11 protein-coding genes are annotated in these 17,461 nt (G+C 66.1%); 5 read left to right on the top strand and 6 right to left on the bottom strand.

Features of this window, described 5'->3' with window-relative positions:
* Window positions 1-3: 3 nt before the first annotated feature.
* From zapE to AC3WQA_RS11260, 3 genes are all read left to right on the top strand, one after another.
* Entirely contained in the window at window positions 4-1,122 is a 1,119-nt protein-coding gene (gene zapE / locus AC3WQA_RS11270) for a cell division protein ZapE (protein WP_492675144.1), read from the top strand.
* A gap of 143 nt (window positions 1,123-1,265) precedes the next feature.
* Complete coding sequence (locus AC3WQA_RS11265; protein ID WP_492675143.1) at window positions 1,266-3,005, top strand: putative bifunctional diguanylate cyclase/phosphodiesterase; 1,740 nt, start codon at window positions 1,266-1,268, stop codon at window positions 3,003-3,005.
* 130 nt (window positions 3,006-3,135) lie between these two features.
* Complete coding sequence (locus tag AC3WQA_RS11260) at window positions 3,136-3,528, top strand: peptidase C13 (RefSeq protein ID WP_492675142.1); 393 nt, start codon at window positions 3,136-3,138, stop codon at window positions 3,526-3,528.
* A 60-nt stretch (window positions 3,529-3,588) separates the two neighbouring features.
* Here the strand turns inward: AC3WQA_RS11260 and AC3WQA_RS11255 are convergent, their stop codons facing one another.
* The 4 genes from AC3WQA_RS11255 to gpmA all read right to left on the bottom strand — a co-directional run bounded on the left by AC3WQA_RS11255 (window position 3,589) and on the right by gpmA (window position 10,688).
* Entirely contained in the window at window positions 3,589-4,026 is a 438-nt protein-coding gene (locus tag AC3WQA_RS11255; protein WP_492675141.1) for a hypothetical protein, read from the bottom strand.
* Window positions 4,026-8,486, bottom strand: coding sequence for an RHS repeat-associated core domain-containing protein (locus AC3WQA_RS11250; RefSeq protein WP_492675140.1), 4,461 nt, complete (start codon window positions 8,484-8,486; stop codon window positions 4,026-4,028). The genes AC3WQA_RS11255 and AC3WQA_RS11250 overlap by 1 nt, the downstream gene beginning before the upstream one ends.
* A gap of 179 nt (window positions 8,487-8,665) precedes the next feature.
* Window positions 8,666-9,628: an IS1595 family transposase gene (locus AC3WQA_RS11245; RefSeq protein ID WP_492673425.1), complete on the bottom strand. Its 963-nt coding sequence runs from the start codon at window positions 9,626-9,628 to the stop codon at window positions 8,666-8,668.
* Window positions 9,629-9,944: 316 nt separating this feature from the next.
* On the bottom strand, window positions 9,945-10,688 hold the full coding sequence (gene gpmA / locus AC3WQA_RS11240) for a 2,3-diphosphoglycerate-dependent phosphoglycerate mutase (protein WP_492675139.1): 744 nt from the start codon (window positions 10,686-10,688) through the stop codon (window positions 9,945-9,947).
* A gap of 238 nt (window positions 10,689-10,926) precedes the next feature.
* Here gpmA and AC3WQA_RS11235 point away from each other — a divergent pair, with 238 nt between their 5' ends.
* Both AC3WQA_RS11235 and AC3WQA_RS11230 read left to right on the top strand, forming a co-directional pair.
* Window positions 10,927-13,386, top strand: a complete 2,460-nt coding sequence (locus AC3WQA_RS11235; protein WP_492675138.1) for a S9 family peptidase — start codon at window positions 10,927-10,929, stop codon at window positions 13,384-13,386.
* Window positions 13,387-13,469: 83 nt separating this feature from the next.
* On the top strand, window positions 13,470-14,747 hold the full coding sequence (locus AC3WQA_RS11230; RefSeq protein WP_492675137.1) for an MFS transporter: 1,278 nt from the start codon (window positions 13,470-13,472) through the stop codon (window positions 14,745-14,747).
* 6 nt (window positions 14,748-14,753) lie between these two features.
* On the opposite strand, the gene AC3WQA_RS11225 is transcribed toward AC3WQA_RS11230, so the two are convergent.
* Together AC3WQA_RS11225 and edd are read right to left on the bottom strand one after the other, a co-directional pair.
* Window positions 14,754-15,401 carry a bifunctional 4-hydroxy-2-oxoglutarate aldolase/2-dehydro-3-deoxy-phosphogluconate aldolase gene (locus AC3WQA_RS11225; RefSeq protein ID WP_492675136.1) on the bottom strand — a complete coding sequence of 216 codons (648 nt, stop codon included), beginning with the start codon at window positions 15,399-15,401 and terminating at the stop codon, window positions 14,754-14,756.
* Between the two features lie 112 nt (window positions 15,402-15,513).
* Window positions 15,514-17,343: a phosphogluconate dehydratase gene (gene edd, locus AC3WQA_RS11220; protein ID WP_492675135.1), complete on the bottom strand. Its 1,830-nt coding sequence runs from the start codon at window positions 17,341-17,343 to the stop codon at window positions 15,514-15,516.
* Window positions 17,344-17,461 lie beyond the last annotated feature (118 nt).

The raw sequence follows: 17,461 nt of genomic DNA, 5'->3' as shown, positions 1-17,461 counted from the left end.
CACATGAGCGAAACCCTTTCCCCCGCGCCCAGCGTGCGCTACGCCGAAGGCGTCGCCGCGCACCGTTGGGAGTCCGACTCCACCCAGCTCGCCGTGCTGCCCGAGTTCGACCGCCTGCACACCGCGCTGTGCGCCGCGCGGGCAAACGACAACGGCCTTTTCGGCCGGCTGAAATCCCTGCTCGCCAGCGAGCCCGCGCCGGCGCCACGCGGCCTCTACCTGTGGGGTACGGTGGGCCGCGGCAAGACCTTCCTGATGGATTTGTTCGCCGCCAGCCTGCCGCACGGCGTGGCACTGCGCCGGCACTTCCACCGTTTCATGCAGGAGGTGCACGAGCGCCTGCGTGCGCTGGGCGAGCGGCAGGATCCGCTGGACGAAGTGGCCGCCGGGCTGGCCGCGCGCTGCCGCGTGCTGTGCCTGGACGAGTTCCTGGTCAACGACATCGGCGACGCGATGATCCTGGCGCGCCTGCTGGAAGGCCTGTTCGCGCGCGGCGTCTTGCTGGTCACCACCTCCAACACCGCACCGGAAAACCTGTACCAGGACGGCCTGCAGCGCGCGCGCTTCCTGCCTGCCATCGCGCTGCTCGAGCAGCGTTGCCGCGTGATGGAGGTGGCCTCCTCGCATGACTGGCGGTTGCGCGCGCTGAGCCAGGCGGCGGTGTACTACACGCCGCCCGGCGCGGAGGCGCAGCGCGCGCTGGAGCGCATCTTCGTCGCGCAGGCGCATGGCGTGATCGTCGAAGGCGGCGCGCTGCGCGTGAACGACCGCGACATCCCGCTGCGCAAGCGTGCCGACAACATCCTGTGGTTCGACTTCGCCGCGCTGTGCGAAGGCCCTCGCGCGGTCGCCGACTACATCGCGCTGGCCAAGGCCGGCCCGGCCATCCTTGTCTCCGACGTGCCGCAGTTCAACCGCTACAGCGAGGACGCCGCCAAGCGCTTCGTGCAGCTGGTGGACGAGTTCTACGACCGCCACGTCAAGCTCATCCTCTCCGCCGCCGCGCCGATCACCGCGCTGTACGACGGCGAGCGCCACCGCGCCGAGTTCGGCCGCACCGAATCGCGCCTGATCGAGATGCAGAGCGAGGCCTACCTCGCCCTGCCGCACCGCGCCGACTGAAACCACCGCGCCGCCTCAAGCATCGCGCCCCGCCGTCGATAAACTTCCAGTCATGTGACGCGGAAGGCCCACCGATGGCGACAACGCAGGGCACATCGCCGGACGCCTCCGCCGCTGCGGAGCATGCTGGTGCGCCCGCGGCAATGGCCGACCAGCACGCCCTGCCCGGCTTCGAGGCCGTGGCGCGGCTGGTGGCCCATGCGCTGGACGTGCCGCTGGTGGCCTTGTTGCTGCTCGATGGCAGCGCGTTCTGGTATCGCCCACCCGGCGCCACCGACCCACCCCGGCTGCACGACCGGCTGCTGGCCGCCTGCCACGCGGCGGCCCGCCGCGGTGACGCCGAAAGCGTCCTCGATGCCCGCGAGGACGCGCGCTTCCTGCCCGAAGACGCCGACCCCGCGCATGCCGTGGTAGCACTGTTCGTCTGCGAGCCGGTGTTCGGCCTGGATGGCCGGCGGCTGGGCGCCCTGTTCGCCATGGATAGCCGCCCGCGCCTCGCGCTGACTCCCGGCGAACGCACTGCCCTGCGCGACGCCGCCGCGCTGGCCAGCACCGGCGCCGCCTTGCGCAATTACCTGTACCGCACCGACCACGCCAGCCAGCTGCCCCACCGCTACGCTTTCTTCGCCGACCTGCGTGCCCAGCTGCCCAACGCCACCGACCACGCCTGGCTGCTGGCCATCGAGACGGCGCCGGTGGTGCGCTTCCACGCCTTCGTGCGCGCGATGGGCCACGCCTACGCCGACGCGCTGATGCGCGCGGTCGCCGAACGGGTGACGACCTGGATGACGCCGGGCATGCAGCTCTACCAGGTGGCCCCTACCCGGCTGGCCGTGCTGCTGCCGGGCACGCAACCCTCGCCGGAACCGCTGCAACTGGATGCGCTGGTGGCCGTGCTGCGCCAACCGTTCGACTGCCAGGGCATCCCGCTCAGTTTGCAGCCCGGCGTGGGTCTGCTCGAGGTGGAGGGCAGCGAGTTGCGCGGCGGCGACCCGCTGCGCCGCGTGATGAACGCCTCCTGCGCGGCGATGGACACCGCCAGCGGCTGGGCGGTGTACGACCACGCCCAGGACGAGCGCCAGCGGCAGGAGTTTTTCCTGGTCACCGAGCTGGCTGCCGCGCTCGCCGAAGGCAGCGAGCTGGAGCTGCACTACCAGCCGCGCGTGGATCTGGCCAGCGGCCGCTGCGTGGCTTTCGAAGGCCTGGCGCGCTGGCGCCATCCCACCCTGGGCCAGGTGTCTCCCGGTGTGTTCGTGGCGCTGGCCGAACAGGCCGGCCTGATGCGCAGCCTCACCGACTGGGTGCTCGACCGCGGGCTCGCCCAGCTGGCGCTCTGGCAGCGCGAGGGACTGCAGCTGCGCGTCTCGCTCAACGTCTCCAGCATCGACCTCGACGCCACCTTGCCCCGCCGCCTCGCCGCTGCCGCGTACCGCCATGGCGTCTCGCTCAAACAGGTGGAAATCGAGTTCACCGAAAACCATGCGCTGATCTACGACGACCTCACCCACGACGTGCTCAGCACCCTGCAGGAAGCCGGCGTCGGCATCGCCATCGACGACTTCGGCGTGGGCTACAGCAACCTCGACGCGCTGCGCCGGATGCCAGCCAACTGCCTGAAGATCGACCAGTCGCTGGTGCGCAGCCTGGATACCCACCAGCACGATGCCATCGTGGTGCGTGCCATGGCCGCGCTGGGCCGCGAACTTGGCTTTCGCGTGGTGATGGAGGGCGTGGAAAGCGCCAGTGTGCTCGCCGCCGTGCGCGACATGGGCTGCGACGAAGTGCAGGGCTACCACATCGCCCGCCCGATGCCGGCCGCCGCCGTGGCCTCCTGGCTGCGCGAGTACGAGGCGCGCGGGGCCGCCGGCACGCAGGACGAGTGATCCCGCCGCCGGGCAGCACGGGCGGGCTCGCGGTGCCCGCGCGTATCGCGCGCGCCGGGGCAAGCCGTGCGGCATCGGCGGTTTCCCAAAGGCTTTAAAGTGGCGGCTCCGTTCCCGCCCGGAAACCCGCATGCCCGCCCCGCTCGCCCTCGCCCTGCTGCTGGCCGCCGCCCCCGCCAGCGACGATTTCGCCACGCGCACGCAGCAGGCCAAGCTCGCCGAAGCCGCCGCCAGCGGCGCGCCTTACCAGAAGGCGCTGTGGCAGCGCATCGGCCAGCCCACCACCGCGGCCTACAAGGCCTGCCTCGCCGGCAACCACGACGACAGGACGCCCTTCACCCTGGTGCTCGACCTGGACGCCCAAGGCAGGCCGCAACGCGTCGCGGCGCAACCCGACCTGCCGGTGGCGCGCTGCATCGCCGGCCGTTTCGCCAGCTGGAGCTACCCCGCCCCGCCGGCCGCGCCCCGCCCGTATCCGCTGGAGATCGATTTCAGCGTCGAGGCATCCGCTGGCAAGCCCTGAATCTGCACAGGAGCGAGTCCGAGTAGTAGATCGGGTTGCCATCAACATAGGCATAGTCGCTCAATCATTGGGCTTCAAGGGAACGCCAGAAATTAGGCAGAAAATCAGCCCGGACAGCAGGCCGATGACCAATCCGATGAGAAGCTGCTCCAACACGCCTGAGATGACGTTCTGGTAGGCGTAATTGCCCACCAGAGCGGCGAACGCCACAAATAGAACCATGCTGATGACGCAGGCGCCCAGACAAACATAGCCGACCGTGAGCTTATGCCAGTGACGTAGCTTCGCCACCCAAGGCCACCCAAAAAGGCCGATGCCCAGATAGCCCAGCGGAACGCCAAAGAGGTAACTGAATACCAATGACCCGTACCATGAGAGTCCGGGTCGGCTGTAACCCATTACCACGTAATACGCGGCATAGATGGCAATGAACGCCAAAGGTGTCAGCCAAGGTGTGAGGGCAATCCCCAACCAGATTGGGCGCCGTGTGGTAGCCATCACGGATGACACGTGGGAGAGGTGCACCAGTGCACCATCTTATTGCTGAAGGGAAGGTCGCCACCGAATACGGGGATTCCCCAAGAGGACGTAGATCCACCAGCAATTTTCCGAAAGATGGCATTGTGGAAGTCCGAAATGGATTTACCACTCACAATCATTGGATTGTCGGGCGTGGCTCCCGCCAACTGTCTCACGCGAGCGGCGACCAAAGCCTCACGAATCGCTTCCATCTTCTGAGCGATGACGGCCGAGTCGGCGGCACATGTTTTACCCAGCGGCAGATGGTCGGATATCAGCGAAGCAAGCCGGTAATTGGTGATCCCAGACAGCGTGCCGACATTGTTTGCCACGTTACTCCCCTCACAGGCATACGTGTCGCCCCCTGCGCACGCGGTAGCGTAGTAATTCTTCCAGTCGCCCGCCGCAGCGTAGGCGCTCTCTTGCGGTGTGTTCCAACAACCTTGCCCATTGCATCGCAGGCCAGTGGGGTCTGTTCGGTTGAGTGGATCACCACCCACATAGGCATACGTACTTGTCTGCCCACCGAACATACCCAGTGGATCACTCTGCAGATACCATCCCGTCGTCGCATCGTAGTCACGATTGACGTTGTAGCTGAGGCCGGTCTCCACATCAAAGTACTGCCCCGGGAACCGCAGGTTGTAGACGTATCCGCTGCTGGTCGGGGCGCTTTCGCCCCAGGCATTGCCGGCGTAGGGCCATGCCCATATCGTTGCTCCGCTGCCGTTGCTGATAGCCCTTGGCGTGCCCAATTGATCCGCCGTGACGTACGCGATGGTGCTAGCCGTTCCCGATGTATCGACGTTCGCCACCGGGATGCCACCCATCCAGACGTAGTCCCGGTTCGCGGTGCCCTGCTCGCTGAGCAATTCCTGCTCTTCGCCGTAGCTGTATCGCTGGTTGGCCGTACCAGCGACCTTCAGGATGCGCTCACCGAGTGCGTCATAGGTATACGCGCCCACCGTGTTGCCCGTGATCTGGGCAACGACAAGCCGGTTCCGTGCGTTATATCCAAATCCCAGATTGCCAGTCGCTGTAGTGATCGCCGTGGTATTGCCATTGGCATCCACTGTCCGCGCATAGCTACCAACAGCCGTGAGCTGATGTGTACTTGTGTTATATTGATACGTGCCAGTTGCTAAGCCGCTGCCAGTCTTGCTGAGACGATCACCCGTTTGGTTGTAAGTGACGCTTTGCAGTGCCGTGCCGTTCGCTTCAGTGAAGGTGGTCAGGCGATCTAGCGGATCGTATTTGTAGGTCTCCGTTGCCGGATTTGCTCCCGGCGCATTGCCGATAGCTGTGATATCACCAACCGGATCCTGTGTAACGTGCAGGTTGAAGGCTGGGCTGGTTAGATCCGTCAAGCGGTAGTTCGCATCGTACGTTCGTATGATCGTTTGCCCATTACCGAGCGTATAACTACTAACTGGACCAAACGGCAGATAACTAACGTTGTTGACAGCGATACTAGACGTGCCATTCGAAGGCGTAATGCTTACGCTTTGGATACGTCCGCCGCTATCGCGGGCATAGGTGGCCAACGTGCCGCTGGGGTACAACACTCCGCTCAGGCGACCGGCCGTGGTGTACGCATAACCGGTGGTGGCCGTGGCGGTACCGGTGGTCTGCTGCTTCTCGATCACCTGGCCCTGGGCGTCGTAGCAGTACACCGTGGTGACGGTGCTCTCGACGATGCGGGTCAGGTGGCCGACCGGGTATGAGCTGCTGCAGCCGGTGACGCCGTTGGCCTCGTCGTAGTGGTAGGCCACGTTCTGGGTGCTGTCGACGTAGCTGGTGCTGGCCAGGCGATCCAATGCATCGTAAGTGTTGGTGGCGGTGATGTTGTTGGCGTCAGTACGGCTAAGCACGTTGCCGGCGGCGTCGTAGATGCGACTCGTCACGCCGGTGTCAGGGCTGATCTGTCCCGTGGCGTCGCTCAGACCATCGTAGCCGTAGGAGGTGGCGAGGTTGTTGGGATCGGTCACTTGGATGAGGCGATCCAAGGGATCGTAGGAGTATTGGGTGGTCGTGTTCTGGGTGGCAGGATCGGTGCCGTTGTAGTTGTCTAGCGTCTTCACCAGACGGTTCAGGGGATCGTACCTAGACTGCCGCTGGATGCCACGACCATCGCCGCTCTGCACCAGGTTGCCGTTCGCGTCGTAGCTGCCACTGGCGCTGGCGCTGAACACAGTCTTGTTCAGGCCATCCACCACGCTCGTGAGCTGACCCAGCGTGTTGAAGGTGCGACTCAGGCTTTTATGTACCCCGCCGCTGTTGTCGAAGACCTTTTCGGCCGTCTTGTCACCTGCTGCGTCCAGGGTGTACTGCACGTAGTTACCCTGCGCATCGATGATCGTGATGAGGCGGTGGGCTGCGTCATAGCCGTAGGTCGTGGTCACGCCGTCGGGGTCGGCGACGGATGACACGGCACCGTAGGGCTTGTAGCCAAAGGTTGTTTGCGCCCCACCAACCGTGTGGCTGGCCAACCAGCCACGCGGCGTATAGGTCATGTCAGTGTTGATGCCGTTGGCGTCGGTCTCCCGGGTGAAGCGGCCGTCGGCGTCGTAGGACACGAAGGTGGTGACATGGCCCAACGGATCGGTGATGGTGTGCAAGTCACCGATTTGGTAGCACGCCGCGCCCGGCGTACCGCAGTTCATGGCACTGCTTGTCAGGTAGTAGCCATACGTGGTCGTCTGCGTCAGGTCGGTGCGCGGGCCGGTGGCTGTGAGTAGCAGGCTCACGAGGGGACATTGCACGGTGTCGACGGTGGCGCAGTAGGTGTACGTCCAGCGGCGGACGCCGTCAGGCACCGTACCCGTGGTACTGCAGGCATAGCCCGTGGCCGCGCTGTTGGCGGGGTCGATCTCGCAACGAGCGAGCGTTTGCCCCAGAGTATTGTAGACCCACTGGTTGGAGCTGACTGTCGTACCGGAGGCGTTTTGCACCGTACGCGTCAGGGGTACGCGTAGCGTCGTGTTCCAAGTGGTAGTCGTGGTGCGTTGACTGCTCGTGCCCGATGCGTCGATCTGTTGATCTAAGAGGCCGTTGGTGTCGTAGGTTGTCTTGGTGACAAATCCCTTCCAATCCGTTACCGAGCTGAGATAGCCATTTGAATCGTAAGAGTAGGATTGGTTTGTTTGATTGCACTGCAGCCCACAATAAGCACCACTGCCGTCGGGTTTGAGCGTCCCTGCCGACTCGACGAAATTGAGCGTGACGTACTTGCCCAGAGGTGTCGTAAATGAAGCACTCTGGTTTCCAGGAGATAGGGTTGTGGCGTCGGCTCCGACGGCAAAGGTCGACGAGACAGCGGCCCCGTTGTTGTAATAGCTATACCCCGTCGTTTCGTAGCGCACCCCTGCCTCATCGACGACTCCAGTCAGCGCCGCGGGCATGCTGGCGCTGTTGGTTCCCGTTAGCGATGGCTCGTTGTAGACGTATTGGCGGGTCTTGCCGTCGGGATACTTCACCGAAAGAAGCATCCCGGAATTGGGGTCGTAGACATACGTCAGCGTTCCACCATCGGGCAGGGTAACGGCTTGAATTTGTCCGTTACCGTTATAGGTAAAATTGAGTGCGCGACCTTGCGGGCTGGTAACCGTCAAAAGCAGCCCCGGTGCCGGCGCGACAGTCACGGGCGTGCTTGCATTGCTGTAAGTAAGCGCGGTTATCTCGCCGGACGAATCGGTGATTGACTGCAACAGGCCCATCGCATCATAGGTTTCCGTGGAACGCGGGTCTGCAAGCGCGACCGTGTAGTACTGCGGATTTCCACTGGCATCGTCGTGTTCGATCAGTCGATTCGGATTATCCGAATCGGCCGTCCATAGGCCATTACTTAGAACAAAATGCTGCCGACTCCCATCGGGTCGATCGAGGTAAACGTACGAAGATCCAGCGGTGCCTTGCTCGATACGTACAATTTCGAGCGACCGATCAAAGGTGTGTCGCCATTGCGATCCGAGATGGGAGGTGGCGACATTGCTTGAACTGTTGTAAAAGCGCCGAAAGGTCAGCCAATCCGAGCTTCGAAAGTCAGTGTCTTGCTCAAACTTGTTGCCCGTCGCCACATTGATTGGATCACCCTCACCGACAGTAAAGGGGCCAGAAGGATGGCTGTCGAGAGAGGCGTCACCACTACCGCCATGTGGACTGGATCCGCCGGTACGTCCACCCACGCCACTTGTGCAGGCGCAGGAAGATGGATCACCAAGAATCTTTAGGACGTTGTAGTTCTTGCTTGTCGCGAGAATAGTAGTTGGATATTGGCTTCGCTGCCCATCATACGAAAAGAATATTTGCGCGGCTGTGCCTCCATTTTTCGATGGATCGAGATATTTGATGGTGACGGCGCACGAATGGTGTATACAATCTAGGCCCATAGCCGGATCCTTGCCCAGTTCAGCATAGAACGGCGCGGCGTCATAGTTCACCGCAGCACTCAGGGTAGAATATCCATTGTAGGGTGGGCCGTAGTAGCTCGTTTGCGCGTGACTAACTTGCGCAAAAGTCGCCAGAAAAATGAGCCCTAAGCACGTAATGAAATCAAGCCACGCCGAACGCACGGTTGTGCGCCTTTCCATGGATATCCCTTCCTGATTAGCGACTTCGCTCAGCCATGAAAATTGTCGACAGCACGCAAATGCGGCTCTGGCCAAGGGTTGCAGAGGGTCATGGCTCGCGCCAGTCGCGGCAACATGTCCGCGAGACGAAAACGGCGGTTGAAGCGGTAGGCGGCTTCGGCCAAGTAGCGGCGGGCGTATTTGGCTTGGCGAAGTGCGTGGTAGCAGCCACTGATGGCGCGTTTGACGTTGCCCATCAGCACGTTGACCCAGCGCGCGCCCTTCACCTCGGTGCTGGCGCGGCCACCACCGGTCACCAGCACCGTGTGCGCGTGGTCGCCCTCGGCCAAGCGGCGGAAGCAACCCAGGCCGTCGCTAAACACCTCGGCGCCCGGCGCCAGTCGCCGCGTGCGCCAGTCGTTCATCGACGCATTGTCGAAGCTGCGCACCGGCTCGATGACGGCAAACGTCGGGTGCTCCAGCTCGGCGTCGGTCGAAACGGCCACCACAAAGGCCTGCTTGTTCTCCGAACCGCGCCCCGGCTTGCCGCCGTTGCGCTCGCCACCAAGGTACGCATCGTCGATCTGGACAAACCCGTCCAACTGGCGCGGCGCCTCGCGGTCGGTCATCGCCTGCATGACCTTGTGCTTGAGCTTCCACGCCGTGTCGTAGCTGACGCCGAGATGGCGCTTGAGCTCAAGCGCCGACATGTTGGTCTTGCTGCCTGTCAGCAGGTGCATGGCCAGGAACCACGTCGTCAACGGCAGGTGGCTGGCACCGAACAGCGTGCCGCTGGTCAGCGTTGTCTGGTGGCGGCAGGCGCGGCACTGGTAGTACACCCGCCCATCGCGACGGAAGCGCGAGCGCGGCCGCTTGTCGCAATGGGGGCACCGGAAACCGTGCGGCCAGCGGGCGCGATACAGCGCTCGATAGCACTTGGCCTCGGTACCGTAGCGTTGGATGAACTGCGCCATCGACAATCCCGCCTGGAACTGCACTTGGTTCATCGCCATGATCGTTCTCCCGCTTCGAACATGGCACCGAGGTTGCGCTCGCCGCGTCTCAAATCACGCGACGAACAGCTGAGCAAAGTCGCTAATCAGGTATCCCTTTCATGTTTCCTCCAACCGCGGATAGCACATTCCTTCGAAGAGACTGAGGTCACTTCGGCTCATTCAGATTTATAACATAGGTACTGGCAGGTTTGTTCCGACTCTATGTGTAGGTATCTGCCTACAACGTACTGTCATCTGGGGCAGGGATTCCAAGGAATCTACATAATTCAGGCACGCGACCACCTCCAAAAATATGCTTAATTTGACCTGGCAGCTATTTCGCCTTGCCCTGGTTCGCCACGGCGGCCATCTTGGCCTCGATGGCGGCGGCGTCGCCGAGGTAGTAGCGCTTCAGCGGCTTGAGCGCGTCGTCGAATTCGTACACCAGCGGCACGCCGTTGGGAATGTTCATTTCCACGATGGCCTCGTCGGAGATGCCGTCGAGGTACTTCACCAGCGCGCGCAGCGAGTTGCCGTGCGCAGCCACCACCACGCGCTGGCCGCGCTTGATCGCCGGCGCCAGCACTTCATGCCAGTACGGCAGCACGCGGGCCACGGTGTCCTGCAGGCATTCGGTATCGGGGATCTGTTCGGGCCGGAGCGCGGCATAGCGCGGGTCATGCACCGCCTCATTCTTGTCGCGATCCAGCGGCGGCGGCGGGATGTCGTAGCTGCGTCGCCACACCTTCACCTGGTCGTCGCCGTACTTCGCCGCCGTCTCCGCCTTGTTGAGGCCGGTGAGACTGCCGTAGTGGCGCTCGTTCAAGCGCCAGTCGGTGTGCACCGGCAGCCACATCAGCTCCATCGCATCGAGCACGCCCCACAGCGTGCGCACGGCGCGCTTGAGTACCGAGGTGTGCGCCACGTCGAAGGCGTAACCCTCGCGCTTCAGCAGCTCGCCGGCCTCGCGCGCCTCCTGCATGCCTTGCGCGGTGAGATCGACGTCGGCCCAGCCGCTGAAGCGGTTGTCGAGGTTCCACTGCGACTGGCCGTGGCGGATCAGGACGAGCTTGTGCATGGTGATAAACCCTGGCGGAAAGGCCAAAATGGTAGCGGCAAACCCGCAACCACGCCGTCATCGCCCCGGCGCCCGTACCGTGCCGCGCAAGATGCCCAGACGGCAAAGTCGCAGCCGCTTGTGTTGCTACCGCCCAAGCTCCTAGCGCACGCGGCCGCAACACGCCTACCCGACCAATGGCGCTTGCGGGCCGGCAGCACCCCGCTATGCTGCGGAGCTTTCGACTGTGGAGCGCACCATGCGTCAGCTGCTGCTTGCCGGCCTCGTGGCCTTCACCGTGCTGCCCGCCACCGCCTTCGGCGCCCCCGCGCCCGCGCCCGCGCCCGCCAGCGCGCCGCTGGATCTGGAAACCATCATGGCCAGCCCCGACTGGATCGGCCACGCGGTGGAGCGCCCGTACTGGAGCGTGGACGGTCGCCAGCTTTACTACACGCTCAAGCGCGACGGCGACAGCGTGCGCGATCTCTACCGCACCAGCGCTGCGGGCGGCGCGAGCACCAGGCTCGACCCCGCCGCGATGGCGCAGGCTGACGGCCCCGCGGTATACGACCATAACCACACGCATGCGGCCTTCATCCTGCACGGCGACGTGTTCCTGGTCGATCTCGCCTCCGGCCGCCGCGTGCAGGTGACGCGCACGCCGCAGGACGAGTCCTCGCCGCAATTCAGCGCCGATGGCCGTGCTCTGCAGTTCCGCGACGGCCACGACTGGTACAGCTACGAGCTGGCCAGCGGCGTCACCGCGCCCGCGGCGATCCTGAAATTCGCCGACGACCCGGCCGCCAAAAAGCCCGGCGCGCTGGAACGCCAGCAACTCGCACTCTTCAGCACGCTGCGTGAGCTCAAGGCCGACCGCGACGCGCACCACGCGCAGCAGCAGGCGCTGGACGCCGCCGATGCCAGCCGCGTGCCGCCGCCGTTCTGGCTGGGCGATCAGATCAAGGCGGTGGACACCGAGCTGTCGCCCGATGGCCGCTGGATGCTGCTGGTCACCGAGCCCACACACCACGACGACGGCAAGGCGCCGGACGTGATCCACTACGTCACCGACTCCGGCTACACCGAGGCGCAGAAGGCGCGCACCTATGTGGGCCGCAACAAGCCGGCGCCGCAGTCGCTGCTGCTGCTGGATCTTGCCGCGCACAAGGTCTGGCCGCTTGCCACCGACAAGCTGCCCGGCATCCAGGACGATCCGCTGAAGGCGATCCGTGCGCAGACCATCGCCGCGCTGGACAAGGCCGGCCACGCCGACGAGGCCAAGGCGCTCAAGGCGCCGGCCGTGCGTCCGGTCAGCATCGCGCTGGTGCCCGACAGCGACAGCAACGGCGCCGGCGTGGCGTGGAATGCGGATGGCAGCGAGGCCGCCGTGCAGCTGCGCGCGATCGACAACAAGGATCGCTGGATCGCCACCGTGGATCTCGCCAGCCACACCCTGGTGACGCAGGATCGCCTGCACGACAACGCCTGGATCAACTGGAGCTTCAACGACTTCGGTTGGCTCAAGGACGGCCGCACGCTGTGGTATCTCAGCGAAGCCAGCGGCTGGTCGCGGCTGTACGTGAAGCCGCTGGACGGCAAAGCCAAGGCGCTCACCGACAACACGCACTTCGAGGTGAGCCAGCCCGCGCTCAGCCCCGATGGCCAGTGGTTCTACCTGCTGACGAACCAGGTCGCGCCCTACAGCTATGACGTGTATCGCGTGCCTTCCAGCGGCGGTGCGCTGACGCGCCTGACACAGTACGAAGGCGTGGACGGCTTCACGCTGTCGCCCGACGGCAGCCAGCTCGCCGTGCTGCACTCGGCGCCCTACCGGCTCGACCAGCTCGCGGTGCAGCCTTCCGCCGGCGGCGCGCCGCGCGAGCTCACCGACACGATGCAGCCGGCCTACACCGCGCGTGCCTGGCTGCAGCCGCAGTTCGTCGAAGTGCCTTCGAGCCACGGCGTCGGCGTGATCCACGCCAAGTACTACGGCCCCGCCAACGAGACCGACGCGCCCGCCGCGCGTCCCGCGGTGATCTTCGTGCACGGCGCCGGCTACCTGCAGGACGTGTCGAAGCAGGAGACGTACTACGTCCGTGAGCAGATGTTCCAGAACCTCCTGGTGCAGCAGGGCTACGTGGTGCTGGACATGGACTATCGCGGCTCCGCCGGCTACGGCCGCGACTGGCGCGACGCGATCTACCGCCACATGGGCCATCCCGAGCTGGAGGATCTGCTCGACGGCAAGGCCTGGCTGGTGAAAAACCACGGCGTCGACCCGCGACGCGTGGGCATCTACGGCGGCAGCTACGGCGGCTTCATGACCGAGATGGCCTTGCTGCGCGCGCCGGGCGAGTTCGCGGCGGGCGCCGCGCTGCGCGCACCGGCGGACTGGGTCACCTACAACGACGAATACACCTCGAACATCCTGAACGACCCGCAGCTCGACCCCGCGGCGTACCAGGCCAGCTCACCGATCGAGTACGCGCAGAACCTCGCCGACCCGCTCTTGATCGAGCACGGCCTGATCGACGACAACGTGATGGCCAGCGACTCGATCCGCCTCTACCAGCGCTTCGTCGAGCTGCACAAGCGGAACTTCTGGATCTCGCTGTACCCGCTCGAACGCCACGACTTCAAGCACGCCGACGACTGGTACGACGAATACCGCCGCATCGACGAGCTGTTCGACACCTACGTGAAACGCCGCGCGAAATGATCGCCGCCGCCGGCGCGCCCGCCCTGCGGGCCGTCGGTCGCGGCATGCGCACCCATCGACCCATCGACGATCGAGACCACCGCATGCCCCGCGCCACGCCCTTCGCCCAACGCAATTTCAGCCTGCTGTTCGGCGGCAGCACGATCTCCGCCATCGGCGACCAGTTCACCCTGGTGGCACTGCCATGGCTGGTGCTCAAGCTCACCGGCGATCCGGCCGCGCTCGGCCTGGTGCTGGCGGCAATGGCGCTGCCGCGTGCGGCCTTCATGCTGATCGGCGGGGCGGTGGTGGATCGGCTCTCGCCGCGCCGCGTGCTGCTGGCGGCGCGCGGCGTCAACGCCGTGCTGGTGACCCTGCTGGCCGTGCTGGTGCTGGATGGCGCCATCCACATGGCGACGGTGTACGCGCTGGCGTTGGGCATCGGCCTGGCCACCGCCTTCGCCTACCCGGCCGGCTCGGCGATCCTGCCGCAGCTGGTGCCCACCGAACAACTGCGCGCGGCCAACGGCCTGTTCATGGGCATGCGCCAGCTCAGCATGCTGGTGGGGCCGGCGCTAGCCGGCCTGCTCATCAGCGTCGGCTCGCACGGCGGCCACGGCAAGCTCGCCGACGGCACCGGGCTGGGCCTGGCCTTCGCCATCGATGCGGCGAGCTTCACCTTCTCGCTGGCCTCGCTGGCACTGATCCGCATTGCCGCCGACCATCAGCCGCGCCCGGTCAGCGGCGGCGTGCTGGACAATGTGCTCGCCGGCATCCGCACCGTGTGGGCCGACCTGCCGCTGCGCGCCTTCATGCTTTACGCGGCGGTGGTGTCGGTGTTCGTGGGCGGCCCGATCCAGGTCGGCCTGCCGCTGCTGGCCGATACCCGGCTCGATCACGGCGCCGCCTCGCTCGGCATCCTGATGACCGCCAACGGCGCCGGCATGCTGGTGGGCAGCGCGCTGGCCGGCCTCGCGGCAAAGCTGGTGCGCGAGCGCCTGGGCCTGATGGTGCTGGGCATCGACAGCCTCGTCGGCCTCGCGCTGGCGGCGCTGGCCTTCGACCATTCCACCGTGACCGGCGCCGCCCTGCTGGCCGCCACCGGCATGCTCGGCGGCGTCGCGCAAATCACCATCGTCAGCTGGATCCAGCATCGCGTGCCGCCGGCGATGATGGGCCGCACGATGAGCCTGCTGATGTTCACCTTCATGGGACTGGGGCCGCTGTCCGCCGCGCTGGCCGGCGCCTTGCTGAAAGTGATTCCGCTGCCCGTGCTGTTCGTGGGCGCGGGCCTCGCGCTGAGCGGCATCGCCGTGCTGTGCATGGGCAACCGGGCGCTGCGCGGCATCGGCTCGCCCGTGCAGGCACCTGCCGCGGAGTGAGCCGCCTCAGCGGCGCAGTGCCGCCGCCTCGCGCGCCAGTTGCTCAATGCCGGCCCAGTCGCCAGCCTTGAGCTTGTCCTTGGGCGTGAGCCAGGAGCCGCCGACGCAGGCGACGTTGGGCAGGGCGAGGAAATCCGGTGCACTGGCGAGGCTGATGCCGCCGGTCGGACAGAAGCGGATCTGCGGCAGCGGACTGGCCCAGGCAGCGAGCAATTTCGCGCCGCCCACCGGCACGGCAGGGAACAGTTTCAGGTGCCGGTAGCCGCGTTCCAGCAGGCTCATCGCCTCGCCGGCGGTGGCCACGCCGGGCAGCAGCGGCAGCTCGCTGGCATCGGCGGCATCGAGCAGGCGCGGCGAGACGCCGGGCGACACCGCGAAGCGCGCGCCGGCCAGCCGCGCGGCTTCGAGCTGGCTGGCGTCGAGCACGGTGCCCACGCCGACCACCGCGCCTTCCACCTCGGCGGCAATGGCGCGGATCGCGTCCAGCGCGCAGGGCGTGCGCAGGGTCACCTCGATGCTGGGAATGCCGCCGGCCACCAGGGCGCGCGCCATCGGCACGGCGTGCGCCAGTTCCTCGATGATGACCACCGGCACCACCGGTGCCAGCGCGAGGATCTGGGCGAGTTGCTGCTGCTTGCTGTCTTGGGGAGTCATGCGTCCGGCTCGTCGTGATGTGGGTGTCGTGCAGGAGCGCGCTGGTGCGTGATGTGGGTTGACGCGGAAAGCCTTATCGCGCGCCAGCGCGCTTCTACAGAAAGAACGGGTATCAGGCGTGGTCGATGGCGGCGAACACGGTGGCGCCTTCGTCGGCCGGGCCCACGGCGTTGCGCAGGCAGGCAAACAGCTCGCGGCCCATGCCGACGTGGTGGGCGGAGAGATCGACCTGCGCCGCCTCGCGCGCCGCCCATTCGGCGTCGTCCACCAACACGGCGAGCGTGCCGGCTGCGGCGTCCAGGCGGATCAGGTCGCCATCGCGCAGCTTGGCCAGCGGGCCGCCGGCGGCAGCTTCGGGGGTAACGTGGATGGCCGCCGGCACCTTGCCGGAGGCGCCGGACATGCGGCCGTCGGTGACGATGGCCACCTTGTGCCCGCGCGCCTGCAGCACGGAGAGCGGCGGGGTGAGCTTGTGCAGCTCGGGCATGCCGATCGCCTTTGGCCCCTGGAAGCGCACCACTGCCACGAAATCGCGGTACAGCTCGCCACGATTGAAGGCGGCCTGCACCGCCTCCTGGCCGTCGAACACCAGCGCGGGCGCCTCGATCACCATGCTGTCTTCCGGCATGGCCGAGACCTTGATGACGGCGGTGCCGAGGTTGCCCTTGAGCACGCGCAGGCCACCGTCCGGACGGAACGGCTGGGCCGCCGGGCGCAGGATGTCGAGGTTGCCGCTGGCCGTCACCGCCTGCCACACCAGCTTGCCCTGCGCGTCCAGCGCCGGCATGCCGCGGTAGGCGTCCAGGCCGTGGCCCCACACCGTCTGCACGTCGCCGTGCAGCAGGCCGGCGTCGAGCAGGGTGCCGATCAGGAACGGCATGCCACCGGCCTGGTGGAAGTGGTTCACGTCGGCACTGCCGTTGGGGTAGACGCGCGCCAGCAGCGGCACCGCGCGCGACAGCGCGTCGAAGTCATCCAGCGTGATGGCGATGCCGCCCGCGCGCGCCGCCGCCACCAGGTGCATCAGGTGGTTGGTGGAGCCGCCGGTGGCGTGCAGGCCCACGATGGCGTTGACGAAGCTGCGCTCGTCGAGCATCCGGCCCACCGGGGTGAACTCCGTGCCTTGCGCGGTGATGGTGCGCGCGCGAAACACCGCGGCGCGGGTCAGCGCCTCGCGCAGCGGCGTGTTGGGCGTGACGAAGCTGGCGCCCGGCAGGTGCAGGCCCATGATCTCCATCAGCATCTGGTTGGAGTTGGCGGTGCCGTAGAAGGTGCAGGTGCCCGGTGCGTGGTAGGCGCCGGACTCGGCTTCCAGCAGATCGGCCTGGCTGGCCTTGCCCTCGGCGTAGTTCTGCCGCACCTTGGCCTTCGCGGGGTTGGAGAGGCCGCTGGTCATCGGCCCGGCCGGCACGAAGATGGTGGGGAGATGGCCGAAGCTGAGCGCCGCGGTGAGCAGGCCGGGCACGATCTTGTCGCAGATGCCCAGCATCAGTACGGCATCAAAGGTGTCGTGCGACAGCGCCACGGCGGCGGCCATCGCGATCACCTCGCGCGAGAACAGCGACAACTCCATGCCTTTGCGGCCCTGGGTGATGCCGTCGCACATCGCCGGCACGCCGCCGGCCACCTGCGCCACCGCGCCCACCAGCCGCGCAGCCTGGCGGATCTGCTCGGGGTACGGCTCGTAGGGCTGGTGCGCCGAGAGCATGTCGTTGTAGGCGGTGACGATGCCGAGGTTGGGCGTGGCGGTGCCCTTCAGTGCGGGCTTGTCCTGACCGCTGGCGGCAAAGGCATGGGCCAGGTTGGAGCAGCCCAGGCGATGCCGGTACACGCCCTCGCCGATGGCCGCGTCGATGCGCGCGAGATAGGTGGCGCGGGTGGCGGCGCTGCGCTGGACGATGCGGGCGGTGACTTCGGCGACGGTGGGGTGGAGCTGGGTCATGGCGAACATCCGGAAATCTTCGGGCTGGGAGCGGGCCATGGATGGCCCGCCGCGAAGCCGGCGAATGCCGGCTTCGGCGGAGCCCCGGCTTCACCGGGGCGAGTCCAAAACGGGCAGG

Source organism: Rhodanobacter sp. FW106-PBR-R2A-2-24 (assembly GCF_058789615.1).
Note: the sequence above shows the minus strand (reverse complement) of the source record. Positions and strands in the feature narration are given on the sequence as shown.